The sequence below is a fragment of the Geodermatophilus sp. SYSU D01036 genome (assembly GCF_054050435.1).
In genome coordinates, this window is the sequence record NZ_JBJGZJ010000002.1 from 120,830 (window position 1) to 147,228 (window position 26,399).

Sequence of the window (26,399 nt, forward strand, 5' to 3'; positions counted from 1 at the left end):
CATGGTCGTCCTCCGCGGTCGGGGACCCCGGGCCTGAGGGGTCCTGCGCCGAGAGGTTCGGCAGCGCCGTCGCCGACTGCAGCCGGACCGGAGCCGTCGTGGGGCCCCGAGACCGGATCGCGACTCAGGCGGCGAGCGCGGGCTGGGTGTACAGCGCCGAGCGCCCGGCCTCCCAGGCGCCGAGCAGGTGCCGGGCGGCGAGCCCGTCGAGGGCGAGGGAGCAGGCCGCGCCGAACAGCACGTCGCCCAGGAGCGAGGGGTCCTCGGCCACCAGGGAGCCGCACATGTCCACCGAGGCGATCTGCTCGTGCACGGCGTCGGCCTCGACGTGCTCGTCGTAGAAGACGGTGGTCGTCGCGTCGTGGCCGAGCCGGCGCAGCCCCGCGGAGTAGCGGCGGCTGGGCTCGGAGGAGGTCATCTCCACGCAGGCCAGGTGGCCCAGCGCCGCCCCGCGCCAGCGGCGGTGCAGGCCGAACAGCGACATGGTGTTGACCGAGGTGAACGCCACGGCGGGGGCGTCGTCCCACAGGGCGCCGTACCCGGCGTCCAGGCCCAGGTCGCGCATCATCCCGGCGAACAGCTCGCTGTGCATGCGCTCGGGGGCGCCGCCGCCGTACTCGTCGGCCTGGATCTCCACCATCGCGGCCTTGGCCCGTCCCGACAGCCGGGGGACGGCGAAGGTGTGCGGGTCGGCCTCCTTGAGGTGGTAGACCGACCGCAGGGTGAGGTACTCGCGCCACTGCTCGGCGGTGCCGCGCTTGGCCATGAACGACGACAGCGACGGGCCGTCGTCGGCGGCGATCAGCGCGGTCAGCTGCCGGTCGACCGGCTCGCCGGTGGGGGAGGGCGGGCCGGTCAGCTCGCGCAGCGCGGCCTGGTGCCGGCGCTCGAGGCGGGCGCGCAGCGCGATCAGGCCGGGGTCCCACTCGAGGGTGTCGTCGACGCCGTCCAGGCCCCGGTAGTGCAGCTCGTAGCACAGCGCCAGCGCCAGCTGCAGGTCGTCGTCGTGCAGGGGGTCGGTCGCGGCCGCGGCGGTCGTGCGGGCGAGCTCGGCGGTGGCGGGGGAGACCGACCCGGCGAGCAGGTCGTCGCGGAGGGCCGCGGACAGGGGGCCCCGGGCGTGAGGCAGGCGCATGGTCCGGCCCATGCCCAGACCCGCGCAGTTCGATGCACCGCGCGCGATGGGATGCCGCACACCCGTGGTACCGACGGCTCCCGCGAGCGGACGCGCCGGGCGGGGAGGAGGGTGCGGACGTGCCCTTCGACCCGCCCGCCGGCGTGCTCGGCACCGCCGGCGCCGGCGGCTGGACCCTGGTCGAGCCGCTCACCTACCACGGCACGCGGGACACCTTCGTCGTCCCGGCGGGCTTCCGCACCGACCTCGCGTCCGTGCCGCGGCCGGTGCGGTGGCTGGTCCCGGAGTCCGGGCGGTACACGCTGGCCGCGGTGCTGCACGACTGGCTGTGCCACGAGGGCATCGCCACCGGCGCGGTCACCGCGCGGCAGGCCGACGGTGTCTTCCGCCGGGCGATGCGCGAGGCCGGCGTCCCGGTGCTGCTGCGCTGGCTCATGTGGGCCGGCGTGCGCTGGGGCGCGCTGACCGATCCGCAGCGGCGGCGCGGCTGGCCGGTCAGCGCCCCGGGCGTGCTGGCGATCACGGCGCCGGCGGCGCCGCTGGTGCTGCCGCCGTCGCTGCTGGCCGTGCCGGCCCTGCTCGTCTACGCCGCCGCGGAGCGGCTGGTGTCGGGGGAGGCCGGGGGCCGCCCGTGGAGCCGCCGGCGTCCCTGAGCGTTCAGAGACGCAGGGTTCCGGAATCGGTGCGGCTTGGCCAGACTCCGTGCGGGACGCGGGCGGACCGCCGGCGTCCGTCCCCGGTGACCACAGGAGATCCTGCATGTCCCTGCCCGTCCTGCGCCGCACCACGGTGGCCGCGGCGGTGACGGCGACGATGACCGGTCTGGTCATCGCCGCCGCACTCGCACCGGCCGGCGCCGCGCCCGGCGTCCCCGACCGGCAGACGCCGGTCGACGTCCAGCTGCTGGCCCTCAACGACTTCCACGGCGCGCTGGAGGCCCCGTCGGGGTCCGGTGGCCGCGTGCAGACCGGCCCCGACCCCGACGGCAGCGGCCCGCTCGCCGCTCCCACGATCAACGCCGGCGGCGTCGAGTACCTCGCCACCCAGCTCCAGCAGCTGGCCGCTGCGCAGCGGCAGGGGAACACCGTCACGGTCGCGGCCGGCGACCTCATCGGCGCCTCGCCGCTGCTGTCGGCCGCCTTCCACGACGAGCCGACCATCGAGGCCCTCAACCTGGCCGGCCTGGACTACGCCAGCGTCGGCAACCACGAGTTCGACGAGGGCTCGGCCGAGCTGCTGCGCATCCAGAACGGCGGCTGCCACCCGGTCGACGGCTGCGCCGACGGGACCCCCTACGAGGGTGCGGACTTCCAGTACCTGTCGGCCAACGCCTTCGTGACCGCGACCGGGCAGCCGCTGCTGGAGCCGTACGCGGTCCACGAGGTCGGCGGCGTCCGCATCGGCTTCATCGGCATGACCCTCGAGGGCACCGAGCAGATCGTCAGCCAGCAGGGCGTCGCGGGCCTGGACTTCGCCGACGAGGTGGAGACCGCCAACCGCTACGCCGCCGAGCTGCAGCGCCAGGGCGTCAAGTCGATCGTCGTGCTCCTCCACGAGGGCGGTGTCCAGAGTGGCCCGGACGCGTGGAACGTCGACCAGTGCAACGGCCTGACCGGCCCGATCGTCGACATCGCCAACGGCATGTCCGACGACATCGACGTCGTCGTCAGCGGCCACACCCACCAGGCCTACAACTGCCTGGTCGACGGCAAGGTCGTCACCAGCGCCGGCAACAACGGCCGGCTGGTCACCGACATCGACCTGCAGATCAACTCGCGCAGCGGCGACGTCATGCGCGACCGGACGCGGGTCGACAACGTCATCGTGCAGCGGACCGTCGCGGCCGACCCGGAGCAGACCGCGCTCATCCAGCGCTACCGCACCGCCCTCGGCCCCATCGCCACGCGGGTCGTCGGCACCGCCGCCACGGACATCACCCGGGCGCCCGACGCCCAGGGCGAGACCCCGCTGGGCAACCTGATCGCCGACTCGCAGCTGGCCGACACCCGGGACGAGGGCGCCGTCGCGGCGTTCATGAACCCCGGCGGTGTCCGTGCCGACCTGGGGGCCGGGGACATCACCTACGAGGAGGCGTTCACGGTGCAGCCGTTCGCCAACAACCTCGTGACGCTGGACCTCACCGGCGCCCAGCTCGACTGCGTCCTCGAGCAGCAGTACGCCCGCACCGGCAACCCGGTCGTGCTGCAGCCGTCGTCGACGGTGAACTACGTCGTCGACCCGGCGGCACCGGCGGGCTCGGCCACGGACCCGTGCAGCGGGTCCCGGGTGAACGCCCTCGCGATCGGCGGCGTCGCCGTCGTCCCGACCCAGGTCTACCGGGTCACGGTGAACAACTTCCTGGCCGGCGGGGGTGACGGGTTCACCCAGCTCACCAACGGCACGAACGCCGTCACCACCTCGATCGACCTGGACGCGTTCACGGCCTACCTCACGGCGAACCGGCCCGTGACCGCACCGGCGACCGACCGGGTCGACCCGGTCGCCTGATCCCCGCACCACCCCGTCCCGGCGGCGGTCCCCACCCGGGGGCCGCCGCCGGCGCGCGTCCGGGGCCGTCCTGCGCCAGGCTCGCGGCATGACCGACACCTCCGGCCCGCCGTTCCGCGCCGACCACGTCGGCAGCCTGCTGCGCCCCGCGTCGCTGCTCGAGGCCCGCGCCCGGCACGCCGCCGGGGAGATCGACGACGCCGAGCTGCGTGGGATCGAGGACGAGGCGATCACCGACGTCGTCCGGCTGCAGGGCGACGTCGGCCTGCGCACCGCCACCGACGGCGAGTTCCGCCGCGCCTCGTGGCACATGGACTTCATCTACGCCATCGACGGCATCACCAAGGTGACCGGCGAGGACATCGTCGTCCACTTCCGCAACGCCGACGGCACGATCGACTTCACGCCGGCCGGCCTGCGCGTCGACGGCCCGCTGTCGATCGGGGAACCGGTCTTCGGGGCGGACCTCGCCTACCTGCAGTCGCAGGTGGGGGAGGGGCAGACGGCGAAGCTGACGATCCCCTCGCCGTCGATGGTCCACTACCGCGGCGGCGCGGCCGCGATCGACCCGGCCGTCTACCCCGACGAGGACGCCTTCTGGGACGCCCTGTCGGCGGCCTACGCGCAGCAGGTGCGCGGGGTGGCCGCGCTGGGCTGCCGCTACCTGCAGCTCGACGACACCAGCCTGGCCTACCTCAACGACCCCGCCCAGCGCGCCGAGCTCGCCGCCCAGGGCCGCGACGCCGAGCACCAGCACGAGCGCTACATCCGGCAGATCAACGCCGCGCTGGCCGGCCGGCCCGAGGGCCTGACCGTCACCACCCACATGTGCCGGGGCAACTTCCGCTCCTCCTGGGTGGCCGAGGGCGGCTACGACTTCGTCGCCGAGGCGCTGTTCGGCGGCCTGGAGGTCGACGGCTTCTTCCTCGAGTACGACGACGCCCGCTCCGGCGGCTTCGAGCCGCTGCGGTTCGTCCCGCCGGGCAAGCGGGTCGTCCTGGGCCTGGTGACGACGAAGCGGCCGGAGCTGGAGAGCAGGGACGCGCTCAAGCGGCGGATCGACGAGGCCGCGCGGTACGTGCCGCTGGAGCAGCTGGCGATCTCGCCGCAGTGCGGCTTCTCCTCGACCGTCGAGGGCAACGCGCTGACCCGCGACGAGCAGGTGGCCAAGCTGGCACTGGTCGTCGAGGTCGCCCAGGAGGTCTGGGGCTACGCCTGAGCCGGCACCGGGTCGCTGCCGCCGGCGCCCGGGCGGCAGCGGCGCAGCCGGTCGAGGGTCAGCCACAGCCCGCGCAGCGCGCCGTGCGTCCGCAGCGCCTCCAGCCCGTAGGTCGAGCAGGTCGGCGTGAACGGGCACACCGGCGGGCGGGTGGGGCTGACCCGCTCGCGGTAGGCGACGACGAGCCGGACCGGCCAGCGCGCCGCCCACGGCGTCCCGGCCGGCGCCGGGGTGACCAGCGCCGCGGGCAGGGCCAGCCAGAGCAGGGTGAACAGGCTGATCGCGTCGCAGCCGTCCGAGCAGCCGTCCCAGCCGTCGCAGGAGTTGCGGGAGGAGCGGGCGGAGCGGCGGCGGCGACGGCGGGTGCACCCCGGGCGGCTGGTCACGGCGGGGCATCGTGCAGGCCGCCGCCGGACCGGGGAAGGGGTTGCTGCACGGGTCGGGCGCGCAACGTCTCGTCCCTCGCGTCCCAGCCGTCCGCGCCGCCCCAGGCGTGGTCCGGTGCCGCGCCCGGGTTGCCGACCCTGGGGACAGGCCCCACGCCCGCGGGGCCCGTCCGACAGGAGGCCCCGATGTCCGACCCGCAGCCCGCGCCGTCACCCGGCCGCCGCTCCCGCCGGCTCACCGAGCTGCGTGCCGGGATGTCGGTCCTGGGCAGCGCGGCCGCCGACCTCGGCGTCGGCAGCCAGCCCGACGTCCGCGTGCTGCCCGACGGGCGGCTGTGGCTCGACGACCTCGAGATGGCCGTGTCCGCCGCCGACGTCTACCAGGCCGCCCGCGGGCTGGTCGCCGCCCAGCTCGACGCCATCGCGCACGTCTCCGGCCGCCCGGTCGAGGACCACGCGCTGGCCTGGCTGGTCACGCTGCAGACCAACGAGGTCATGGTGGCGGTGGAGGACGAGCCCGCCGTCGACGACGCCGCCTGACACCCACCCGCGCGGCGCCCCGGTCAGCGCAGCGCCCGCGCCACCGCCTCCTCGGCCCGCCGCCGGGCCGAGCCGTCACCCTCGACCAGCGCCGACAGCACGGACCCGTCGACGAGGGTGACGAGGGTCCCGACGTCGGCGCCCGGGCGGCCGCACCGGTCCAGCAGGTCGGTCAGGGCGGCGTCCGTCCGGGCGCGCGCGTCCCGCAGGAGCGGGCGCAGCGCGGGGTGCCGGCCGCAGGCGAGGAAGCGCTCGTAGAGGGACAGCAGCTCCTCGTCGTCGTCGCGGCCGGCGCCCAGGACGACGTCGACGACGTGCCGGGCCGTCGCGGACGCCGACCGCGGACGGCGGGGGAGTGCCGCGACCAGCTCCTCCGCCCGGCCGGTCTCCTCGGCCAGCAGGGCCCCGACCGCCGCCGCCCGCAGCTCGTCGAGCGCGCCGAAGTGGTAGGTGATCGTGCCCAGCGGGATGCCCGACGCCGCGGCCACGGCCCGGTGGGTCAGCGCGTCGGGGCCCCCGTCGGCCACCACCCGCGCCGCCGCCGCGGCGATGGCCGCGCGCCGGGCCTCGCCCCGGGCGGTCAGGGAGGCCATCAGTGCGCCGCCGACGGCGCCAGCTGCAGGGCGACGACGCCACCGAGGATCAGCAGGATCGCGACGATCCGCACGGTGGTGACCGGGTCACCGAGCAGCCACATGCCGACCACCGCGGTGCCGCCCGCACCGATCCCGGTCCAGACCGCGTAGGCCGTGCCGACGGGCAGCGTCCGCAGGGCCGCGGAGAGCAGCAGGAAGCTCGCCGCGGCGCAGGCCACGAAGGCGATCGACCACCACAGCCGGGTGAAGTTCTCCGACTGCTTGAGCGAGACGGCGAAGGCGGTCTCGAACAGGCCGGCGACGACGAGCAGGACCCAGGCCACGGCGCTCTCCAGAAGTGGGACGGACGTACGGGAAAGACCGTACACCCGTACGGGATTAGGTGCGCCTGTCGTGATCCTCCGCACAGCCGGGATGCGGCGCGTCCACGTCCGCATTGCTCCCTGGCGTGCCGAACCTCTGGGGACTCACGCGCCGGCGTGAGGTGGACAACTGCCGGATGACGACCGCGGGCTGTTGACGCCTCCCGCGCCCGCCTCCCCCTCCCGCAGACCCCCCGAAAGGCACCTCAGTGCTCGCACGTCTCCGCCGCGTCCCGTTCGCGGCGCAGGTCCTCCTCGCCCTCGTGGTGGGCGTCGCGCTCGGCCTCGTGGCCCGCGACCTCGGCCCCGTCGCCGACGGGACGCCGAACTGGCTCACCAGCACCCTGCAGACCGTCGGCCAGACCTTCGTCACGCTGCTCAAGGTCCTGGTCCCGCCGCTCGTCGTCACCGCGGTCATCGTCAGCATCGCCAACCTCCGCCAGGTCTCCAACGCCGCCCGGCTGGCCGGCCAGACCCTGCTGTGGTTCGCGATCACCGCGCTGATCGCGGTGTCCATCGGCATCGGCCTGGGCCTGCTCACCCAGCCCGGCCGCAACAGCAGCGTCGACGCCGCCGCCCAGGCCGCGCCCGAGACCACCGGCTCCTGGTGGGACTTCCTCACCGGCCTGGTGCCGGGCAACGTCCTCGGCCTGCAGGCCTCGGCCGGCGACGACGGCTCGATCGGCCTGTCGTTCAACGTCCTGCAGCTGATCGTGCTGTCGGTCGCGATCGGCGTGGCGATCCTCAAGGTCGGCGAGCCGGCCGAGCCGTTCCTCGGCCTGGTCCGCTCCGCCCTGGCCGTCGTCCAGAAGCTGCTGTGGTGGGTCATCCTGCTGGCCCCGATCGGCACCGTCGGCCTGATCGGCAACGCCGTGGCCACCTACGGGTGGGACTCGCTCGGCTCGCTCGGCGTCTTCGCCGGCTCGGTCTACGCGGGCCTGGCGCTGGTGCTGTTCGTCGTCTACCCGGTGCTCCTGCGCCTGCACGGCCTCTCGCCGCTGCGGTGGTTCGCCGGCGCCTGGCCGGCCATCCAGCTCGCCTTCGTCTCCCGGTCCTCGATCGGCACCCTGCCGGTGACCGAGCGGGTCACCGAGCAGAACCTGGGCGTGCCGCGGTCCTACGCCTCCTTCGCCGTCCCGCTCGGCGCGACGACGAAGATGGACGGCTGCGCCGCGATCTACCCGGCGCTGGCGGCGATCTTCGTGGCGCAGTTCTTCGACGTGCCGCTGTCGCTGACCGACTACCTGCTGATCGCGCTGGTGTCGGTGGTCGGCTCGGCCGCCACCGCCGGCGTCACCGGCGCGGTGGTCATGCTGACGCTCACGCTGTCCACGCTGGGCCTGCCGCTGGCCGGCGTCGGCCTGCTGCTGGCGATCGACCCGATCCTCGACATGGGCCGCACCGCGGTGAACGTCGCCGGCCAGGCGCTGGTCCCGACGATCGTCGCCCGGCGCGAGGGCATCCTCGACGTCGAGCGGTTCCGCACCGGCGCGGCGTCCGGCCCGGTCGCCGCCGAGGCCGGGGGCGTCGACGCCGACCTGCGGCAGCCCGTCACCGCCTGACCCGACCGGTCCTCCGACGGGCCGGGGACCCCGCACGCGGGGTCCCCGGCCCGTCGCCGTCGCCGGGGTCCCGTGACACGATCCGGCGATGGAGGACCTGCTGCGGAGCCTGGCCCGGATCACCCTGGTCGACCGGCCGCTGGAGGACGTCCTCACCGAGATCGTCCAGGCGGCCGAGCGGGGTCTGGACGGCGCGGACGCGGCCTCGGTCACCCTGATGCGGGGGGACGAGGCGTTCACGGCCGACTACCCGGACGAGATGGCGCTGCGCGCTGAGGAGCTGCAGTACGAGCGCGGCCACGGCCCGTGCACGGACGCCGGCCGGGGCGGCGTGGTGCTCCGCGTCGACGACACCCGGACCGAGCAGCGCCGGCGCGACTACGCCGCCCGCGTCGTCGAGCACGGGGTCCGCAGCTCGCTGTCGGTCCCGCTGCCGTTCCAGGGGACGGTGATCGGCGCGCTGGACGTCTACTCGCGGGAGCCGGGGAGGTTCGCCGACCCGGAGGTGGTCGACGCCGCCTCGACCGTCGCGGAGACCCTCGCGGTCGCCGTCGCCAACGCGCGCGAGCACGCCCGCCGGGGCGAGGAGGCGGCCCACCTGCGGCTGGCCATGCAGTCCCGCGCGGTGATCGAGCAGGCCGAGGGCGTGCTCATGGCCCAGCGCGGGGTGGACGCGGCGCGGGCCTTCGAGATCCTGCGCGAGGCCTCCATGCGCTACGACCGCGAGCTCCGCGACATCGCCGAGGGCATCGTCGAGTCGGTGCAGGCCCCCCGGCAGTAGGGGGTTCCGGTGCCCGCCCGCCGCTCCGACCTCCGCCGGGCCGCCGGCCTGACCGTGCTGCTCGCGGCCTGGAACGACCTCCTCGTGCCGCGGCTGCCGGAGCAGGCGTACGCGCCGCTGAACGCCGCGGCCACCGCCGCGCTGCTGGTGGCCGCCCGCGCGGGCGGGGTGTCCTCGGCCGAGCTCGGCCTGGACCCGCGGCGGCTGGGGTCCGGTGCCCGGTGGGGCGGGGCCTGCGCGGCGGTTATCGGCGCCGGCTACGCCACCGGCCTCGCCGTCCCCGCCCTGCGGCCGCTGCTCGCGGACGCCCGCGTGGCGGGGCTGGGCGCGCGCGGACTGGCCGCGCGGGTGCTGGTGCGCATCCCGGTCGGCACCGTGCTGTGGGAGGAGGTCGCCTTCCGCGGCGTGCTGCCCCCGGTGCTGCGGCGGGTGCTGCCCCCGGGGCGCGCGACCGCCGCGGCGGCGGCCCTGTTCGGCCTGTGGCACGTGGCGCCGACCCTGGAGGGGCTCAGGCTCAACGGGCGGGGCGCGGACCCGGTGCGCAGGGCCGGCGCGGTCGCCGCGGCCTGCCTCGGCACGGCGGGCGCGGGCGCGCTGTTCACCTGGTTGCGCGAGCGCAGCGGCAGCCTGCTGGCGCCCGCGCTGCTGCACCTGGCCGCCAACGACCTCGGGGTGCTCGCGGCCGCGGCGGCGGGCCGGCGCTGAGACGGCGGTCGGCGGCGACCGGGCCCACCGGCTCACCGTGCCGATCCGGAACGGCACGGTGTGGTCCCCCCCTCGGTCCGGGTACGGGGTCGGCGCCCTGAGCCACGGGGCGACCCACCTCCCTCCGGAGGACCCGTGCCCGTGCTGCCCTCCCTCCGTCCCGCCGGTCCCGCTCCGCGACGGGTCTGGACCGACGTGCCCGCCCTCGGCACCCGGGTGCACGCCCGGACGTGGCGCTCCGGCGAGGACGCGGGCCGGACCCCGGTCGTGCTGCTCCACGGCCTGGGGCTGTCCAGCCGCTACCTCGTGCCGCTGGGGCGGCGCCTGGCCGCGCTGGGCCACGACGTCGTGGCGCCCGACCTGCCGGGCTTCGGCCGCTCGCCCCGGGACCCGCGGCTGCGCCGGCCCGGCGGGCCCGACGTCGCCACGCAGACCGGGCACCTGCTCGCCTGGCTGGACGCGGTCGGCATCGCCCGGGCGCACGTCTTCGGCAACTCGATCGGCGCGCAGGTCGGCGCCGAGCTCGCCGCCCGTCACCCGGAGCGCGTGGCACGGCTGGTGCTGTCCGGCCCCACCCCGGACCCGCGGTACCGCCGGCCGTGGCAGCAGTACCCGCGGGTGCTGCGCAACCAGGTGTTCGAGGTGCCCACGCTGCAGCCGGTGATGCAGGTCGAGTACCTGTCCACGGGCGTGGCCCGGATGGTGCAGCAGCTGGTCCGCAGCTCCGGCGACCCGGTCGAGCGGCGGCTGCCCGACGTCGTCGCGCCGACCCTGGTGGTGCGCGGCCGGCACGACCGGACGCTGACCCAGGCGTGGGCCGAGCAGGTCACCCGGCTGCTGCCCGACGGCCGGCTGGTCGTGGTCGAGGGCGCGGCGCACAACGCCCACTGGTCGGCGCCGGACGTGACCGCGCGGCTGGTGGAGGTCTTCCTCTCCGGGGAGCTGGACCGCCGCGAGCCGATCGACGACGACGTGGTCATCCCGCGCTCCCGGCCCGGTGACCCGCTCGCCCCGGCCCGGCCGCTGCCGCCCCGGGCGCACGCCGTCCTCGACGTGGTGAGCACGCTGGCGCTGCTCGTCGTGCCCTGGACCCGGCCCTGGGGGCCGCGGACGCGGGCGCTGCTGGCCGCCTCCGGCGCGGCGGGGCTGGCCGACACGCTGCTCACCGACCACCCGGCCGGGCTGCTGCGCGTGCTGCCGCTGCCGGTCCACCTCAACCTCGAGGCGGCGGCCGGCCAGCAGCTGCTGCTCGCCGCCGCCACCTGGCTGCGCGGCGAACCGGTGGCCGGCCGGTGGGCCGCCGCCGTCCAGGGGACCTACGACCTGCTGCGGGCCGCAACCGCCCAGGCGCCCGCGGGGCCGGCCCGGCTGGTCCCGGCCGGGCACTGACCGGACCCCGGCCGTTCCGAGGTGGTCTCGTCCGGGGCGGCACGGCCGGGTGCGGCACTGCTCCTCCCCGGGACCCGCGGCCGCTGACGCCGGGCGGGTGCCGCCACGTCACCGGGTCGCGGGCGCGCCCCCGCTGGTCAGGACATCGGACAGGCCGGTGAGGTCGAGCAGCCGCCGGGCCGACCCGCCGGGCGGCAGCACGACCTCGAGGTGGCCGCCCGCCGTCCGGGCGGCCTCGAGCAGCAGGCCGGCGCCGACGCTCGCGACGAAGCCCAGCCGGGTGAGGTCCAGCAGGAGCGGCCGGCCGTCGGCGACCTCGGCGAGCAGCGCCGTCCGGACCTCCGTGACGCCGGCGAGGTCCAGGTCGCCGGCCAGCTCCACCCGGCGGCCGTACGGCTCGTCCACGGCCCGCAGGACCGCGGGGGCGCCCGCCACCGCAGCGGACCCCGGGGCCGGCGGCGGCACCGGGCCCGGTGGCGCCAGCCGGAACCGCAGTGCGGTGCCGCCCGGACCGGGGAGGACGTCGACACCGCCGGCGAGCGCCGCGATCATGTCCAGCCCGCGGCCGCGGAAGCCGCGGTCGGCGGCCGCCGGCTGCCAGGTGCCGCCGTCGGTGACGGTGGCCGCCACCCCGCCGTCGGGGTCGGCGACGAGCTCGACCAGCACGCGGCCGGGCTCGGTCGCGTCGCGGTAGGCGTGCTCGACGGCGTTGGCCGCGGCCTCCCCGACCGCCAGCTGCAGGTCCCCGGTGGCGTCGGGGGACAGCGCGGCCTCGCCCGCCCACCGGGACACCTCCCGCCGCAGCCGCGCCAGCTGCAGGGGGTCGGCGGGCAGCTCGAGGCGCAGGGGGGCGGGGTGCAGCCGGGCGGCGAGCACGGCGACGTCGTCGTCGGCGCCGTGGTCGCCGCCGAGCAGGTCGGTGAGCACGCCGTCGACCAGCGCCGGCAGCGGCGCCGTCGCCCGCGCCCCGGCCGCCGCCGCCAGCCGCGCGAGGCCCTCGTCGAGCAGGCTGCCGCGCCGCTCGACCAGTCCGTCGGTGTAGAGCAGCAGGGTGGCGCCGGCGGGCAGGACGCTGACCGTCTCGGGGCGCCGGCCGGTGCCGGCCACGCCGAGCGCCGGGCCGTGCCCGCCGTCGAGCAGGACGGCCGACCCGTCGGGGGCGACCAGCAGCGGCGGGGGGTGGCCGGCGGTGCTGGCGGTGAGCCGGCCGGTGGCCGGGTCCAGGACCAGGCAGGCGACGGTGGCCAGCGCGGCGCCGTCGATCCGCCCGGCGAAGCCGTCGAGCAGCTCCAGCGCCCGCGCCGGTCCCTCCCCGGTGAGCAGCACGCCGGACAGCGCGCTGGACAGGCGGCCCATCACCGCCGCCGCCGAGGCGCCGTGCCCGACCACGTCGCCCACGACCAGCGCCGTCCGCTGGCCGGGCACGGGCACCACCTCGTGCCAGTCGCCGCCGGCGGACGTGCCGGTGACCGCGGGCAGGTAGCGGGCGGTCACGGTCAGCCGGTCGGAGGTGGGCAGGCGGGCGGGCAGCAGGCTGCGCTGGAGCGTGTCGGCCATCTCCCGGCGCACGTCGGCCAGCGCGGCCCGCTCCAGCGCCCCGGCGACCTGCCCGGCGACGGTGAGCAGGAACGCGCGCTCGGCGGCGTCGAAGGCCCGCGGCCGGTCGAAGACCACCGCCACCGCGCCGACCAGGCGGGGACCGGCCAGCAGCGGCAGCGACGCCGTCGCCTGGGTCTCCGGCCGCAGGAACGGCTCCATCTCCGGGTAGCCGGACACCAGCGCCTCGCGGTCGGGCAGCCACACCGGGCGGCGGGTGCGGGCGGCCTCGGCCAGCGGGGCCGGCGCGGACAGCCGGATGGTGCTGAACCCGGCGGTCCACCCGGGGGAGTCGCCGTGGACGTCGATGGTGTGCAGCAGGCCGTCCTCGCCGAGGGCGCACACCGCGACCACCGCCGCGCCCAGCGACTCGTGCAGGCGCGCGGTGAGCTCGGCGCCGGCCTCCGCGGCGGTGCCGGCGGCGGCCAGGGCCACGGCGAGGTCGTGCAGCTGGCGCTGCCGCTCGGCCAGCCGCTCGGCGGCCACCGTCGTCGCGACCAGCCGGCCGAGGTCGCCGGCGAGCGCCCGGTCCGCGTCGTCGAAGCGGCGGCCGGGGTCCGCGACGGCCAGGGACAGCAGCCCGACCCGCTCCCCGCCGGTCACCAGCGGCACCACCAGGCGGGGGCCGACCGGGAGCGGGTCGGCGGGCAGCCGGGCCGGCGCGCGCCCGGTGGCCTCGTCCCGCAGCGCCTCGGTCACCGTGCCGACGACGAACGGCTGCCCGGCCTCCACGGACGGGCGCAGCTCCTCGGGGACGACGAGCAGGGGCACGCCCGTGAGGCCCGCGGCCGCGTCGGCGGGGGCGGCCGCGACGATGCTGTGGCGGTCGTCGTCGCCGCGCAGCCACACCAGGGCCCGGTCGGCGAGCTCCTCGATCGCGAGGGCGGCCACCGCGGCCAGCCGGTCCTCCACCGCCCCCGGGGCGGCCAGCGCCGCGCCGGCGGCCGCCAGCAGCTCCGCGGCCCGCTCCCGGCGCCGGGCCTCGGTGACGTCGAACAGGACCGCGTGCAGCGTGCGGGCGGTGCCGTCCTCGTCGCGGGCGACGTGGCCGAGGTGCTGCAGCCACACCCACCGGCCGTCGGCGCTGCACACCCGGTAGGTCAGCGTGAAGTCCACGGCGCCGGCGTCCACCTCGCGGCGCACCCGGTCCAGCACGGCGTCGCGGTCGTCGGGGTGCAGGATCCGCGACCACAGCCCCTCGTCGGCCAGCCACCGCGAGGCCGGGTAGCCGAGCAGCTCCTCGGCCCGCTCGTTGACGAAGGTCAGCCGCAGCGTGGCCGGGTCGCGCTCCCACACGATCGCGTTGAGCCCCGCGACGGTGGCCTGCAGCCGGGCCACGCTCGCCTCCGCGGCCCGCCGGGCGATCTGCTCCGCGATCCGGCGGGCGGCCTGCGCGGCGAGGGCGGTCTCGGTGGCGCGCCGCTCCGTGACGTCCAGGAGGCTGCCGCGGACCAGCCGCCGCTCGGGGTCGGGCAGCCGCAGCAGGGTGACCTCGCACGGGACGTCGGTGCCGTCGGCGCGGCGGTGGGTCCAGTCGAAGCGGGGCCGCTCGCCGGCCAGCGCCCGGTCCAGCTGCGCCGCCGACGCCTCCCGCGAGGACCGCCCGTCGGGCTGCTGCGGCGGGCTGACCTCGACCGGCCCCACCTGCAGCAGCTCGGCCCGGCTCATGCCGAACAGCTCCTCGGCGGCCCGGTTGACCGTGACGAACCGGCCCGTGTCCAGGTCGAGGATCACGACGGCGTCGGGGGCGTACTCCACCAGCGCCCGGTACCGCCGCAGCTCCGCGCGGTCGTCGTCGGCTCCCGGAGGTGGGTCCGACCCCTCCTGGGCGTGCGGGCCGGTCCCGGGTGCCGGTGCGCGCCGGTCCGGCCGGTCCACGGTCCCCCCGGGTCCGAGCCCGGGGGCCCCAGACGCGTCCACGGTGTCTCCCGTCGGTGCGGTGTCGTCCCGTGGCTCGAGTCGGCTCCCGGCATCTTCCCTCCGTCGGCGCCGTCTGCGGAAGTCCCCGCGCGCGCCCTGCCGTGCCGGGCCCGGTCCGCGGGGAGCGGACCCGGAGGAGGCTGTCCGGATGGACGTCACCACCGTCAACGACCGGCACCTCTACGAGGGACGGGTCGTGGTCGAGGACCCCGCGGACCCGTCCCGTCGGCTCGAGCTGCCCCGGAGGATCGTCCGGTTCGGGCCCGCCGGCTGGCTCACCGTGATGGCCGCCGCGGCCGAGGACCCCGAGATCGAGCTCTACCCGGCCGGCCGCGTCCTGGCGGTCACCGACCTCCGGGAGGTCGGGGCGCCCGGGCACCGGCCGGCCGGGGACGGCTGACCGCGGATCGGGAGGACGCGAGAGGGGCCGGGCACCTGCTCGCGCAGGTCCCCGGCCCCTCGTCGTGCGCCGCGTGGATCAGGTGTCGCGTGGATCAGATGTCGTAGTACATGGCGAACTCGTGCGGGTGCGGGCGGAGGCGGATCGGGTCGATCTCGTTCTCCCGCTTGTACTCGATCCACGTCTCGATCAGGTCGGGCGTGAAGACGCCGCCGTCGATCAGGTACTCGTGGTCGACCTCGAGCCGGTCGAGCACGGCGTCCAGCGACGCCGGGACCTTCTCGATGCCCAGGGCCTCCTCGGGCGGCAGCTCGTAGAGGTCCTTGTCCACCGGCGCCGGCGGCTCGATCTTGTTCTTGATGCCGTCGAGGCCGGCCATGAGCATCGCCGAGAAGGCGAGGTAGGGGTTGGCCGACGGGTCGGGCACGCGGAACTCGATGCGCTTGGCCTTCGGGTTGTCGCCCGAGATCGGGATGCGGCAGCAGGCCGAGCGGTTGCGGGCCGAGTAGACGAGGTTGATCGGGGCCTCGTAGCCCGGCACCAGGCGGTGGTAGCTGTTCACCGTCGGGTTGGTGAAGGCCAGCAGCGACGGGGCGTGGGCCAGCAGGCCGCCGATGTAGTGGCGGGCGGTGTCGGACAGGCCCGCGTAGCCGGTCTCGGCGTGGAAGAGCGGCTCGCCGTCCTTCCAGAGGCTCTGGTGGCAGTGCATGCCCGACCCGTTGTCACCGAACAGCGGCTTGGGCATGAAGGTGACGGTCTTGCCCGCCTGCCAGGCCGTGTTCTTGATGACGTACTTGAACAGCATCAGGCTGTCGGCGGCGCGCAGCAGGGTGTCGAACTTGTAGTTGATCTCCGCCTGACCGCCCGTGCCCACCTCGTGGTGGCCGCGCTCGAGCTCCAGCCCGACGTTCGTCAGGTTGGTCATCATCGTGGCGCGCAGGTCGCTGTAGTGGTCGAAGGGCTCGACCGGGAAGTAGCCGCCCTTGGCGCGGGTCTTGTAACCCAGGTTGGGGCCGCCGTTCTCGCCGGTCAGCGCGCCCGAGTTCCAGGAACCCTCGACCGAGTCGATGTGGTAGTAGCCCTCGTTGATGCCGGTCGAGTGCCGGATCGAGTCGAAGATGTAGAACTCCGCCTCCGGCCCGAAGTAGGCGGTGTCGGCGATCCCGCTGCTGGCGAGGTACGCCTCGGCCTTCTTCGCCACGTTGCGCGGGTCGCGGCTGTAGGCCTCGCGCGTGATCGGGTCGTGGATGAAGAAGTTGACGTTCAGCGTCTTGTGCCGGCGGAACGGGTCCAGGAAGGCGCTGTTGGCGTCGGGCAGCAGCAGCATGTCCGACTCGTTGATCGCCTGGAACCCGCGGATCGAGGAGCCGTCGAAGCCGAGGCCGTCGGAGAAGGTGTCCTCACCGAACGTCGACGCCGGGATGGTGAAGTGCTGCATGACGCCGGGCAGGTCGCAGAAGCGCACGTCGACGTACTCGACGTCGTTGTCGCGGATGTAGGCGGCGACCTCGTCGGGACTGGTGAACATCGATCCTCCGGTATGGGGCGGACAGCCGACTCGCAAGCTATGGCCGGGGAGTTGCCCCGGGGTGTCCCGTCTGTTTCGGGGCGGTAACAACGGCTCCGGCGTGTCGCACCGGACGCCGTCGCGTGCGGGCGGCCGGGCGTACGGCGGGCGGGTCCTACGCTGGTGGGCATGGTCAGGGACGCACAGCCACCCTCTCAGGAGCGCCGGCGGGGTGCGTCGCTGGGCCTGCCGGGGAGCGGGCCCGGGTCGCTGGCGCCCTTCGGCACCCGGGTGCTGGCCTTCCTGGTCGACGCCTTCCTCTCCGCCGTCGTCGCGGGGCTGTTCACCGCCCCCGACCTGCCGGGCAACTGGAGCCTGCTGTCGTTCGCGGTGGTCTACGTCGTGTTCCTCGTGGCGGTCGGGCAGACGCCGGGGATGCGGCTGCTGGGCCTGCGGCTGGCGCACCCCCACCCCGCGTCCCGGCTGGCGCTCTGGCGCGCCGTCGTCCGCACCGGGCTGCTCATGCTGCTGGTGCCGGCGCTGGTGGTCGACGCCGACGGCCGCGGCCTGCACGACCGCGTCACCGACACCGCCGTCGTCCTCGACAGGTGATCGTCCGCCGCGAGCGGCCGGCCGACGCCGCCGCCGTCGACGCGGTGCACCGGGCGGCGTTCCCCACCGACGTCGAGGCCCGGCTGGTGGGGGAGCTGCGCGCGGACGCGGGCTTCCTGCCGCACCTGTCGCTGGTCGCCGTCGGCGGGGACGACGTCGTCGGGCACGTGATCGCCACCCGCGGGTGGATCGACCCCCTCGACGCCCCGGTCCTCGGGCTGGGCCCGCTCGGCGTGCGGCCGGATCGGCAGGGGAGGGGCGTCGGGACGGTGCTCGTGCACGCGCTGGTCGCCGTCGCCGAGGCCGCGGGGGAGCGCCTGGTCGCGCTGCTCGGCGACCCGGGCTTCTACGCCCGGGCCGGGTTCGTGCGCGCCTCGGACCTGGGCGTCGAGCCGCCGGACCCCGCGTGGGGCGCACACTTCCGGGCCCGCCGGCTCGCCGGCCGCGAGCAGCGCGGCACCTTCCGCTACGCGGAGCCCTTCGGCCGGCTGTGACGGCCTCCCTGCAGGGGCCCGCCGCGAGCGTGCGAGCGGTGGGGGCAGGGAGGTCCTTCCTCAGCGGCGGCGGACCTGCCGCTGGCTGACCGTCATCTGCCGGCCGCCGGGCAGCGGGCCGCCGGGGACCGGCGGGCGCGCGCCGCCGAGCGCGGCCAGCCGCCGGCCGAGGGTGTTGACCTCACCGGCGGACAGGTTGCGGGGCAGCTTCATCACGTGGGCGCTGAGCTTGCGGAGGGGGACCTGCCCCTCCTCCTCGCCGACGGTGACGTCGTAGATGGGGGTGTCGCCGACGACGCGGGCGATGCGCTTCTTCTCCTGCGCCAGCAGGCCGCGGACGCGGACCGGCGAGCCCTCGGCGACCAGGATGACGCCCGGGCGGCCGAGCACCCGGTGCACCGCGTCGAGCTGGGCGGTGCCGGCGACCCCGGCGGAGACCCGCCAGTCACCGCGCATGCCCTCGAGCACCCACGCGGCGGCGCCGGGCTGGCCCTCCACCTGGCGGTAGGCCGAGCCCTGCGCGCGGCGGCCGAAGACGATCATCGCCGCGAGCACGCCCAGGATGACCGCGATCGGCAGGAACAGGAACGGCGCCCCGAACAGGATGGCCACCAGCTCGACCACACCGGCCACCGCCACGAAGGCGATGAGCATGTACCACGGCAGCCTGGGGTCGTTCTTGCGCGTCAGCGAGTAGGCCTGCTTGATCATGCGGACCTGGTTGCCGACCTTCTTCAGCCGGCCGACCTTCGGCTCGCCGTCCTTGCCGGTCCTGGCGGGCTTGCCCGCCTTCCCCGCCGCGGTGGCACCGCCCGAGGACCGGCCGCGCCCCGCGGCGGGACCCCGACCGGCGTTGCCGGCGGGAGCGGGGGAGTCTGTGGGCTTGCTGCGTGCCATGTCCCCAGGATAGGGGCGTCGCGCCGCGGTCCCGGGGAGCCCGCGGGGCGGTCAGCCCCGAGTGGTGAGACCGCGGGCCTCGACGGCCTGCTGGTAGAGCCGCCCGGCCCGGTAGGAGCTGCGCACCAGCGGCCCGGCGAGCACGCCCGGGAAGCCGATCTCCTCCGCCTGCTGCTGGAAGCCGACGAACTCGTCGGGCTTGACCCAGCGGACGACGGGGTGGTGCCGCGGCGAGGGCCGCAGGTACTGGGTGATCGTCAGCAGGTCGCAGCCGGCCTCGTGCAGCGCGCGCATGGTCTCGACCACCTCGTCGGGCTCCTCGCCCATGCCGAGGATGAGGTTGGACTTGGTGACCAGCCCGGCCTCGCGGGCGGCGGTGATCACCGCGAGCGACCGCTCGAAGCGGAAGCCGGGGCGGATGCGCTTGAAGATCCGCGGCACCGTCTCGACGTTGTGCGCCAGCACCTCCGGCCGGGAGGAGAACACCTCGGCCAGCTGGTCGGGGTCGGCGTTGAAGTCGGGGATGAGCAGCTCGACGCCGCACCCGGGGACGGCGGCGTGGATCTGGCGGACGGTCTCGGCGTAGAGCCACGCGCCGCCGTCGGGCAGGTCGTCGCGGGCGACGCCGGTGACGGTGGCGTACCGGAGCTGCATCGTCGCGACGCTCTCGGCGACGCGGCGGGGCTCGTCGGCGTCGAACTCGGCGGGCTTGCCGGTGTCGATCTGGCAGAAGTCGCAGCGCCGGGTGCACTGGTCGCCACCGATGAGGAAGGTGGCCTCCCGGTCCTCCCAGCACTCGTAGATGTTGGGGCAGCCGGCCTCTTCGCAGACGGTGTGCAGGCCCTCGCGGCGGACCAGCGACTTGAGCTCGGTGTACTCCGGGCCGGTCTTCAGCCGGGTCTTGATCCACTCCGGCTTGCGCTCGATCGGGACCTGGCTGTTGCGCACCTCCAGGCGCAGCAGCTTGCGGCCCGAGGGACCGATCCGGGACGGCTCGGAGGTACTGGTCGCCACCGTCTCGCTCATGATCCCCACCGTACTCCCGGACGGCGATCGCCCCCGCCGCCTCGAGGGCAGCGGGGGCGATCGGGGTGCGGGTGCCGGACCGTCAGGCCTGGCCGGCGGCGGGCCCGGCGGTCGGGCCCTCGTCGGCCCCGCCGCCGCTGGTGAACGGCTCGGGCGCCGTCTCGGTCGGGTCGGTGGCGCCGGCGTCGTCGTCGCCGGCGACGTTCTGGGCATCGCGGATGCCCATGTCAGACTCGGGCGGGGCCGAGTCACCGGCGACGAACATCGCGTCGGAGACGGTCTTGCCGGAGTCGTCGTTGCTCGGGGAGCTGGGCACGGGGTCCTCTCGGTAGCTGGGCACGGGCCCGTCGCCGGCGGGCGCCGGCGTCCACGGGTCCTCGGTCTTGCGGCGCAGGAACGAGAACGCCGCCGCACCGACCGCCAGCGCGAGGAGCACCCACGGCCAGCGGCGCGGCCCGGACTCCGTACCCACCTTCCGCTTCGCCTGCGCAGCCTTCTTCGCGGTCTTCCGCGTGACCGTGCGCGTGGCCTTGCGGCCGGTCTGCGCGGCGCCGCCGACGAGCTCCGCGCGCCGGTGCTCGAGCTCGCTGAGAGCGGTGCCGACGCCGGCGACCAGGCTGTCGCGGGCGCTGCCGAGAGCCGGGACGACGGTGTCCCTCGCGGCGGCCACCCGGGGGGCGACCTCGGCGGCCAGCGCCTTGCGGGTGGCGGCCGAGGCGGCCTCCACCCGGGGCGCGAGCTCCGCGGCGGCCTTGGCGGCGGCGGCACCGGCGGCGGTGAGCGCCGAGGTGACCGCCGGGCCCGCGGACTCGCGGGCGGCGACCACGCGCGGGGTCAGCGCGTCGACGGCGGCGTCGACGCGCTCGCGGGCGGCGTCGAGGACGGGGTTGGCGGCCTCGCGGGCGGCCACGACCCGCGGGGTGAGCGCCACGACGGCGGCGTCGACGCGCTCGCGGGCGGCGTCGAGGACCGGGCTCGCGGCGCCGCGGGCGGCGTCCACCCGCGGGGCCAGGGCCTCACGGGCGGAGGCGACGGCGGGCGCGGCCACCGCGACGGCGGCGGCGACCCTGGGGGCGGCCGCCTCGCGCGCGGCGTCCACGCGGGGGGCGAGTTGCTCCGCGGCGGCCCGGCCGGCCTCCGTGACGGCGGCGCCGAGGTGGCTCAGCCCCTCCTGGAACTCGGCCCCGATGACCTGGCCGCGGGACTGTGTGACCGGGCCGCGGGACTGTGTGCGGGACACGGGATGCACCTCCGGGTTGATCGACTCCGGCCATCCTGCCCGCTCCGGCGGGAAGGCACATCCCCGGAACGACCCTCCCGTGCGCTCAGGCCGGGCGGAGCAGCCCCGAGCGGTGGGTGGCCAGCCAGCGCAGCAGGTCGGTGACCGGCATGGGCCGGGCGACGGCGTAGCCCTGGGCGACGTCGCAGCCCAGCGCGGCCAGCCGGGCGGCGGTGGTGAGGTCCTCGACGCCCTCGGCGACCAGGCTCAGGCCCAGGTCGTGGGCGAGCGCGACGGTGTGCCGCACGATCGCGGCGGCCCGCTCGTCCCGGTCGACGTCGGCGGTGAGGCTGCGGTCGAGCTTGAGCTCGTCGGCGGGCAGCCGGCGCAGGTAGGCCAGCGAGCTGTAGCCGGTGCCGTAGTCGTCGATGGAGGTGCGCACGCCCAGGCGGCGCAGCTCGCCGAGCACGGTGCGGCCGCGCTCGGGGTCGGCCATGAGGGTGTCCTCGACCAGCTCCAGGGTCAGCGCGGCCGGGGGCAGCCCGCGCCGGGCCAGCTTGGCGGCGACCTTGCCGGGCAGGTCGAGGTCGGCGACGTTGGCCGCGGACAGGTTCACCGACACCGGCACCCGGTGCTCGTCCCACCAGCGGGCGACCGCGTCCAGCGAGCGCTCGAGCATGGCGTCGGTCAGCGGGCGCAGCAGGCCGGCCTGCTCGGCGGCGGGCAGCACCTGCGCGGGGCCGAGCAGCCCGCGCCCGGGGTGGTGCCACCGCAGCAGCGCCTCGACGCCGACGGTGCGGCCGTCGTCCATGGCGACCTGCGGCTGCAGGTGGACGTCGAGCTGGTCCTCGACCAGCGCGGTGCGCAGCTCCTCCATCGTGCGCAGCCGCTCGCCCGAGCCGCTGGTCGGGTCGGGGACGTAGACGTGCACGCCGGTGCGCTCGGTCTTGGCCGCGTACATCGCCACGTCGGCGCAGCGCAGCAGCTCCTGGACGTCGTCGGCGGGGACGGGCGCGGTCGAGACGCCGATGCTCACCCCGACGTGCAGCCGGATGCCGTCGACCTCGAACGGCCGGCGCAGCAGGTCGTGGACGACGCCGGCGCGCTCGGCGGCGGTGTCCAGGTCGACGGCGGGCAGCAGCACGGCGAACTCGTCGCCGCCGAGCCGGGCGAGCACCTCGCCGGGCCGCAGCGCGGGGGCCACCCGCGGGCCGACCTGGCACAGCAGCTGGTCGCCGGCGCCGTGCCCGAGGCTGTCGTTGACCTCCTTGAACCCGTCGAGGTCGAGCAGCAGCAGCGCGGCGGGGGAGGCGGTGGTGGCCCGGGCGACGACGGTGCGGGCGCGCTCGAGCAGGGCCCGCCGGTTGGGCAGGCCGGTGAGCTCGTCGGTGCGCGCCTCCTGCCGGACCACCGCGAACGTCCGCACCTCGCGGAAGGTGACCGCGGTGCGGGCCAGCGCGGCGAGCACGCAGCCGACGGCCAGCCACCCGGCGCTGTCGGGCAGGTCGTCGCCGTAGCCGGCGGCCAGCACGGCGAGGGCGGCGAGCGTGCCGGCCAGCGGCAGCGCGACCAGCCGCCAGGTGATGCGGACGCCCTCCTGCCCGGCGGCGCGCCGCGGGTCGCCGGTGGTGCGCCACGCGGCGACGGCGGCCAGCAGCACGCCGGCCTGCCACACCAGCTCCAGCGGCCCGCCGTCGGCGTAGCGGCCCTCGGCGCTCAGCACGAACAGGGCGGCGTCGGCGACGCAGAACAGCGCGATGGCCCCGGCGATGGTCAGCAGGGTGCGGTCCAGGTGCACGCCGAGGATGGCGCTGACGCCGACCAGCAGGGACAGCAGCAGCAGGTCGGCGCCGGGCCAGGCGAGCTGGGCGACCGAGACGTGGCCGCTGTCGGTGAGGTAGGGCCCGAGCAGGAACCCGGTGCCGACCGCCGTGGTGCCCAGGGCGGCGACGACGCCGTCGAGCCACATGCTGGGCAGGAACCGCGCGACGCGGGCGCGGATGAGCACGAACAGCGCGACGTAGAGGCTGCCGTAGGCGACGGCGACGCAGGTGTCGGCCACGGGGGCCGGCGTGGTGCCCGCCTGGCCGGTCTCGATGATGCGCGCGACGTTGCCGGCCGCGCCGACGACGAGGGAGGTGGCCAGCGCCCGCCAGGCGAGGCCCTCGCGGGGGGCCTGCCGGGCGGTCAGCCAGCAGGCGGCGCCGGCCGCCAGCCAGGACAGGTGGTAGAGGACGACGTCGTAGAGGACGTCCCAGGCCTGCCCGGGCGGGCGTGGGCCGACGCCGGTGGCGAAGAGGGCAGCGGCGAGCGCCGCGACCACCACGAGGGGGCCACGGGGACCGGTCCCCGCACGCCGGGGGGACACCTGAGCGCGCCGCACGAGGACGACAACGGTCCGTCCGCCGTCCGGGTGCAGTCCGGAGCGCCCGACCGACCCCTCCGGGTGAGTCCCCGGGCGTTAGACTCGGGGCGTGACCGGCGGACGTCTGCTTCTCCGGCCGTGCTGACCTGAGCGCTCAGTCAGCACGGCGACCCCTCCTGTGCGAGGGGTCTTTTCATGTCCGCCGACGGATGACACCGGGAGCACCGCGATGAGCCAGACGGCCAGCCAGCCCACGACCGAGCCGGCCGAGGAGGGCGTCCCCCCGCACCGCTACACCCCGGCCCTCGCCCAGCGGATCGAGCTGGAGTGGCAGGACCGGTGGGAGCGGGAGGGGACGTTCCACACGCCCAACCCGGTGGGCCGCCTGTCCGAGGGCTTCGAGCGGGTCGAGGGCCGGCCCAAGACCTTCATCATGGACATGTTCCCGTACCCCTCGGGTGCGGGCCTGCACGTCGGGCACCCCCTGGGCTACCTGGGCACCGACGTCACCAGCCGGTTCCGCCGCATGGACGGCGACAACGTGCTGCACCCGATGGGCTACGACGCCTTCGGCCTGCCCGCCGAGCAGTACGCCGTGCAGACCGGGCAGCACCCGCGGATCACCACCGAGGCCAACATCGCGGCGATCCGGGCGCAGCTGCGCCGGCTGGGCGTCGACCACGACGAGCGCCGCACCTTCGCCACGATCGACCCCGGCTACTACCGGTGGACCCAGTGGATCTTCCTGAAGATCTTCGGCGCCTGGTTCGACGAGCAGGCCGGGAAGGCCCGCCCGGTGGAGGAGCTGGTCGCCGAGCTGGACGCCGGCACCCGCGAGCCGGCGCCGGGCACCAACCCGTCGGGCCGGCCGTGGGCCGGGCTGTCCGACGTCGACAAGCGGAAGGTCGTCGACGCCCACCGGCTGGCCTACCTGCACGAGGCGCCGGTCAACTGGTGCCCGGGCCTGGGCACGGTGCTCTCCAACGAGGAGGTCACCCCCGACGGCCGCTCCGAGCGCGGCAACTTCCCCGTGTTCCGGCGCCCGCTGACCCAGTGGATGATGCGGATCACCGCCTACGCCGAGCGGCTGCTGGCCGACCTGGACCGCCTGGACTGGTCGGACTCGGTCAAGCAGATGCAGCGCAACTGGATCGGCCGGTCCACCGGTGCCCGGATCGGTTTCAGCTGCGGGGACGAGACCATCGAGGTCTTCACCACCCGCCCGGACACCCTGTTCGGCGCCACCTACATGGTGCTGGCGCCGGAGCACCCGCTGGTAGAGACGCTGACCGCCGAGGCGTGGCCCGACGGCACCGACCCGCGGTGGACCGGCGGCGCGGCGACCCCGGGCGAGGCGGTGCGCGAGTACCAGCGGCAGGCCTCGCGGCGCTCGGAGCTGGACCGGCAGAACGAGAGCCGGGAGAAGACCGGCGTGTGGCTGGGCGCCACCGCCGTCAACCCGGTCACCGGGGCGGAGCTGCCGGTCTTCATCGCCGACTACGTGCTGACCGGCTACGGCACCGGCGCGATCATGGCCGTGCCGGGCGAGGACACCCGCGACTGGGAGTTCGCGCAGGCCTTCGGCCTGCCGATCGTGCGCACGGTGCAGCCGCCCGCCGACTTCGGCGGCGGCGCGTACACCGGCAGCGGTCCGATGATCAACTCGTCGAACGAGCAGGTCTCGCTGGACGGGCTGACCGACAAGGCCGCCGCCATCGCGCGGATGACCGAGTGGCTGGTGGCCGCCGGGCACGGCGAGGCGACGACCACCTACAAGCTGCGCGACTGGCTGTTCAGCCGGCAGCGCTACTGGGGCGAGCCGTTCCCGATCGTGTACGACGCCGACGGCCTGCCGCGCGCGGTGCCCGAGTCGCTGCTGCCGGTGCTGCTGCCCGACGTCGACGACTACTCGCCGAAGACCTTCGCCGACGACGACGCCGACTCCCAGCCCGAGCCGCCGCTGTCGCGGGTCACCGAGTGGACGACCGTCGAGCTGGACCTGGGCGACGGGCCGAAGCCCTACCGGCGCGAGACCAACACGATGCCCAACTGGGCGGGCTCCTGCTGGTACTACCTGCGCTACCTGGACCCGGGCGACGACGCGCAGATGGTCGACCCGGAGCTGGAGCGGTACTGGCTGGGCCCGCGGTCGCCGGGCGACGTCGGCGGCGTGGACCTCTACGTCGGCGGCATGGAGCACGCGGTGCTGCACCTGCTGTACGCCCGCTTCTGGCACAAGGTGCTGCACGACCTGGGCTACGTGTCCAGCGAGGAGCCGTTCCGGCGGCTGGTCAACCAGGGCTACATCTCGGCCTACGCCTACACCGACGAGCGGGGCTTCTACGTGCCGGCCGCCGACGTGGTGGAGGAGGACGGGCAGTTCTTCTACGAGGGCCGGCCGGTCAACCGCGAGTACGGGAAGATCGGCAAGTCCCTGAAGAACATGGTCACGCCCGACGAGATGATCGGTGCGTACGGGGCCGACACGTTCCGGGTGTACGAGATGTCGACCGGGCCGCTGGAGCAGTCCCGGCCGTGGGACACCAAGGCCGTCGTCGGCTCGCAGCGGCTGCTGCAGCGGATCTGGCGGGTCGTCGTCGACGAGGAGACCGGCGCGGTCCGGGCCGCCGACGACGCCGCGCCCTCCGAGGACGTGCTGCGGGCGCTGCACAAGGCGATCGCCGGCGTGCGCGACGGCATGGCGACGCTGCGGTTCAACGTCGCCATCGCCCGGATCGCCGAGCTGACCAACGCGCTGACCGCGGCCTACGGCGCCGACTCCCCGGTGCCGCGGGCGGTGGCCGAGCCGCTGGTGCTGCTGGTGGCGCCGCTGGCTCCGCACCTGGCCGAGGAGCTGTGGGCGCGGCTCGGGCACGCCGACTCGATCGCCTGGGCGCCGTTCCCGGTGGCCGACGAGCGGTGGCTGATCGAGGACACCGTGCAGGTCGCCGTCCAGGTCAACGGCAAGGTGCGGGCGCAGGTGACCGTGCCGGCCGACGCCGACGCCGCGGCGCTGGAGGAGGCGGCGCGGGCCGACGAGAAGGTCGCCGCGCAGCTGGACGGCCGGAGGGTGCGGCGCGTGATCGCCGTCCCGGGCCGGCTGGTCAACTTCGTCGTCGCCTGAGGCCGTCGCCTGAGGCCGTCGCCCGAGGCCGCCGCCCGAGGCCGCCGCCCGGGCCG

The 26,399-nt window shown here is 75.9% G+C and carries 22 protein-coding genes; 12 read left to right on the forward strand and 10 right to left on the reverse strand.

What is annotated here, in order from left to right; genetic code table 11:
• Nucleotides 1-124: 124 nt before the first annotated feature.
• A complete protein-coding gene (locus tag ACI8AR_RS03045) occupies nt 125-1,135 on the reverse strand; it encodes an iron-containing redox enzyme family protein (protein ID WP_457049667.1) in 1,011 nt (336 codons plus the stop codon).
• Nucleotides 1,136-1,254: 119 nt separating this feature from the next.
• Here ACI8AR_RS03045 and ACI8AR_RS03050 point away from each other — a divergent pair, with 119 nt between their 5' ends.
• The 3 genes from ACI8AR_RS03050 (at nt 1,255) to ACI8AR_RS03060 (ending at nt 4,862) form a co-directional block, all read left to right on the forward strand.
• The gene (locus ACI8AR_RS03050) at nt 1,255-1,788 is read left to right on the forward strand and encodes a DUF1353 domain-containing protein (RefSeq protein WP_457049668.1); all 534 of its coding nucleotides are present in this window, start codon (nt 1,255-1,257) and stop codon (nt 1,786-1,788) included.
• A gap of 106 nt (nt 1,789-1,894) precedes the next feature.
• Nucleotides 1,895-3,643 carry a bifunctional metallophosphatase/5'-nucleotidase gene (locus tag ACI8AR_RS03055; protein ID WP_457049669.1) on the forward strand — a complete coding sequence of 583 codons (1,749 nt, stop codon included), beginning with the start codon at nt 1,895-1,897 and terminating at the stop codon, nt 3,641-3,643.
• A gap of 88 nt (nt 3,644-3,731) precedes the next feature.
• Nucleotides 3,732-4,862: a 5-methyltetrahydropteroyltriglutamate--homocysteine S-methyltransferase gene (locus ACI8AR_RS03060; RefSeq protein ID WP_457049670.1), complete on the forward strand. Its 1,131-nt coding sequence runs from the start codon at nt 3,732-3,734 to the stop codon at nt 4,860-4,862.
• On the opposite strand, the gene yidD is transcribed toward ACI8AR_RS03060, so the two are convergent.
• Nucleotides 4,853-5,248 (reverse strand): membrane protein insertion efficiency factor YidD, encoded by a 396-nt coding sequence (gene yidD, locus ACI8AR_RS03065; RefSeq protein ID WP_457049671.1) that lies wholly within the window; start codon nt 5,246-5,248, stop codon nt 4,853-4,855. The two genes, ACI8AR_RS03060 and yidD, sit on opposite strands and share 10 nt — an antisense overlap.
• A 186-nt stretch (nt 5,249-5,434) precedes the next feature.
• Here yidD and ACI8AR_RS03070 point away from each other — a divergent pair, with 186 nt between their 5' ends.
• On the forward strand, nt 5,435-5,788 hold the full coding sequence (locus ACI8AR_RS03070) for a hypothetical protein (protein ID WP_457049672.1): 354 nt from the start codon (nt 5,435-5,437) through the stop codon (nt 5,786-5,788).
• A gap of 23 nt (nt 5,789-5,811) precedes the next feature.
• Here the strand turns inward: ACI8AR_RS03070 and ACI8AR_RS03075 are convergent, their stop codons facing one another.
• The gene (locus ACI8AR_RS03075) at nt 5,812-6,381 is read right to left on the reverse strand and encodes a TetR/AcrR family transcriptional regulator (RefSeq protein ID WP_456936533.1); all 570 of its coding nucleotides are present in this window, start codon (nt 6,379-6,381) and stop codon (nt 5,812-5,814) included.
• The gene (locus tag ACI8AR_RS03080) at nt 6,381-6,707 is read right to left on the reverse strand and encodes a DMT family transporter (RefSeq protein ID WP_456930306.1); all 327 of its coding nucleotides are present in this window, start codon (nt 6,705-6,707) and stop codon (nt 6,381-6,383) included. The genes ACI8AR_RS03075 and ACI8AR_RS03080 overlap by 1 nt, the downstream gene beginning before the upstream one ends.
• A gap of 248 nt (nt 6,708-6,955) precedes the next feature.
• On the opposite strand from ACI8AR_RS03080, the gene ACI8AR_RS03085 reads away from it, so the two are divergent.
• The 4 genes from ACI8AR_RS03085 to ACI8AR_RS03100 all read left to right on the forward strand — a co-directional run bounded on the left by ACI8AR_RS03085 (nt 6,956) and on the right by ACI8AR_RS03100 (nt 11,183).
• Nucleotides 6,956-8,308, forward strand: a complete 1,353-nt coding sequence (locus tag ACI8AR_RS03085; RefSeq protein ID WP_457049673.1) for a dicarboxylate/amino acid:cation symporter — start codon at nt 6,956-6,958, stop codon at nt 8,306-8,308.
• Between the two features lie 88 nt (nt 8,309-8,396).
• Nucleotides 8,397-9,089: a GAF domain-containing protein gene (locus tag ACI8AR_RS03090; protein WP_457049674.1), complete on the forward strand. Its 693-nt coding sequence runs from the start codon at nt 8,397-8,399 to the stop codon at nt 9,087-9,089.
• Between the two features lie 9 nt (nt 9,090-9,098).
• Nucleotides 9,099-9,794: a CPBP family intramembrane glutamic endopeptidase gene (locus ACI8AR_RS03095; RefSeq protein WP_457049675.1), complete on the forward strand. Its 696-nt coding sequence runs from the start codon at nt 9,099-9,101 to the stop codon at nt 9,792-9,794.
• A gap of 141 nt (nt 9,795-9,935) precedes the next feature.
• Nucleotides 9,936-11,183, forward strand: a complete 1,248-nt coding sequence (locus ACI8AR_RS03100; RefSeq protein ID WP_457049676.1) for an alpha/beta fold hydrolase — start codon at nt 9,936-9,938, stop codon at nt 11,181-11,183.
• Between the two features lie 108 nt (nt 11,184-11,291).
• Here the strand turns inward: ACI8AR_RS03100 and ACI8AR_RS03105 are convergent, their stop codons facing one another.
• Nucleotides 11,292-14,861 (reverse strand): SpoIIE family protein phosphatase, encoded by a 3,570-nt coding sequence (locus ACI8AR_RS03105; protein ID WP_457049677.1) that lies wholly within the window; start codon nt 14,859-14,861, stop codon nt 11,292-11,294.
• On the opposite strand from ACI8AR_RS03105, the gene ACI8AR_RS03110 reads away from it, so the two are divergent.
• Nucleotides 14,848-15,099, forward strand: coding sequence for a hypothetical protein (locus tag ACI8AR_RS03110; protein ID WP_456936540.1), 252 nt, complete (start codon nt 14,848-14,850; stop codon nt 15,097-15,099). The genes ACI8AR_RS03105 and ACI8AR_RS03110 overlap by 14 nt on opposite strands.
• Before the next feature lie 94 nt (nt 15,100-15,193).
• Here ACI8AR_RS03110 and glnA read toward each other — a convergent pair whose 3' ends face one another.
• Complete coding sequence (gene glnA / locus ACI8AR_RS03115) at nt 15,194-16,627, reverse strand: type I glutamate--ammonia ligase (protein ID WP_456936541.1); 1,434 nt, start codon at nt 16,625-16,627, stop codon at nt 15,194-15,196.
• Nucleotides 16,628-16,795: 168 nt separating this feature from the next.
• Here glnA and ACI8AR_RS03120 point away from each other — a divergent pair, with 168 nt between their 5' ends.
• Together ACI8AR_RS03120 and ACI8AR_RS03125 are read left to right on the forward strand one after the other, a co-directional pair.
• The gene (locus ACI8AR_RS03120) at nt 16,796-17,218 is read left to right on the forward strand and encodes an RDD family protein (RefSeq protein WP_457049678.1); all 423 of its coding nucleotides are present in this window, start codon (nt 16,796-16,798) and stop codon (nt 17,216-17,218) included.
• On the forward strand, nt 17,215-17,712 hold the full coding sequence (locus tag ACI8AR_RS03125; protein ID WP_457049679.1) for a GNAT family N-acetyltransferase: 498 nt from the start codon (nt 17,215-17,217) through the stop codon (nt 17,710-17,712). Before ACI8AR_RS03120 ends, ACI8AR_RS03125 begins: the two co-directional genes overlap by 4 nt.
• Before the next feature lie 60 nt (nt 17,713-17,772).
• Here the strand turns inward: ACI8AR_RS03125 and ACI8AR_RS03130 are convergent, their stop codons facing one another.
• The 4 genes from ACI8AR_RS03130 to ACI8AR_RS03145 form a co-directional block, all read right to left on the reverse strand.
• A complete protein-coding gene (locus ACI8AR_RS03130; protein ID WP_456936544.1) occupies nt 17,773-18,609 on the reverse strand; it encodes a DUF4191 domain-containing protein in 837 nt (278 codons plus the stop codon).
• Between the two features lie 51 nt (nt 18,610-18,660).
• On the reverse strand, nt 18,661-19,635 hold the full coding sequence (lipA, locus tag ACI8AR_RS03135; protein ID WP_456936545.1) for a lipoyl synthase: 975 nt from the start codon (nt 19,633-19,635) through the stop codon (nt 18,661-18,663).
• An 82-nt stretch (nt 19,636-19,717) separates the two neighbouring features.
• Nucleotides 19,718-20,875 (reverse strand): hypothetical protein, encoded by a 1,158-nt coding sequence (locus ACI8AR_RS03140; protein ID WP_457049680.1) that lies wholly within the window; start codon nt 20,873-20,875, stop codon nt 19,718-19,720.
• Between the two features lie 85 nt (nt 20,876-20,960).
• A complete protein-coding gene (locus ACI8AR_RS03145) occupies nt 20,961-23,180 on the reverse strand; it encodes a putative bifunctional diguanylate cyclase/phosphodiesterase (protein ID WP_457049681.1) in 2,220 nt (739 codons plus the stop codon).
• Between the two features lie 268 nt (nt 23,181-23,448).
• On the opposite strand from ACI8AR_RS03145, the gene leuS reads away from it, so the two are divergent.
• Nucleotides 23,449-26,343 (forward strand): leucine--tRNA ligase, encoded by a 2,895-nt coding sequence (gene leuS / locus ACI8AR_RS03150; RefSeq protein WP_457049682.1) that lies wholly within the window; start codon nt 23,449-23,451, stop codon nt 26,341-26,343.
• Nucleotides 26,344-26,399 lie beyond the last annotated feature (56 nt).

Bases quoted from the DNA above. Each gene is read 5' to 3' on its own strand.
- ACI8AR_RS03090 (WP_457049674.1), top strand. From the start codon at position 8,397: ATGGAGGACCTGCTGCGGAGCCTGGCCCGGATCACCCTGGTCGACCGG.
- ACI8AR_RS03075 (WP_456936533.1), bottom strand. From the start codon at position 6,381: ATGGCCTCCCTGACCGCCCGGGGCGAGGCCCGGCGCGCGGCCATCGCC.
- ACI8AR_RS03130 (WP_456936544.1), bottom strand. From the start codon at position 18,609: ATGGCACGCAGCAAGCCCACAGACTCCCCCGCTCCCGCCGGCAACGCC.
- ACI8AR_RS03060 (WP_457049670.1), top strand. From the start codon at position 3,732: ATGACCGACACCTCCGGCCCGCCGTTCCGCGCCGACCACGTCGGCAGC.
- ACI8AR_RS03120 (WP_457049678.1), top strand. From the start codon at position 16,796: ATGGTCAGGGACGCACAGCCACCCTCTCAGGAGCGCCGGCGGGGTGCG.
- lipA (WP_456936545.1), bottom strand. From the start codon at position 19,635: ATGAGCGAGACGGTGGCGACCAGTACCTCCGAGCCGTCCCGGATCGGT.
- glnA (WP_456936541.1), bottom strand. From the start codon at position 16,627: ATGTTCACCAGTCCCGACGAGGTCGCCGCCTACATCCGCGACAACGAC.
- ACI8AR_RS03055 (WP_457049669.1), top strand. From the start codon at position 1,895: ATGTCCCTGCCCGTCCTGCGCCGCACCACGGTGGCCGCGGCGGTGACG.
- ACI8AR_RS03070 (WP_457049672.1), top strand. From the start codon at position 5,435: ATGTCCGACCCGCAGCCCGCGCCGTCACCCGGCCGCCGCTCCCGCCGG.
- ACI8AR_RS03110 (WP_456936540.1), top strand. From the start codon at position 14,848: ATGGACGTCACCACCGTCAACGACCGGCACCTCTACGAGGGACGGGTC.
- ACI8AR_RS03045 (WP_457049667.1), bottom strand. From the start codon at position 1,135: ATGCGCCTGCCTCACGCCCGGGGCCCCCTGTCCGCGGCCCTCCGCGAC.
- leuS (WP_457049682.1), top strand. From the start codon at position 23,449: ATGAGCCAGACGGCCAGCCAGCCCACGACCGAGCCGGCCGAGGAGGGC.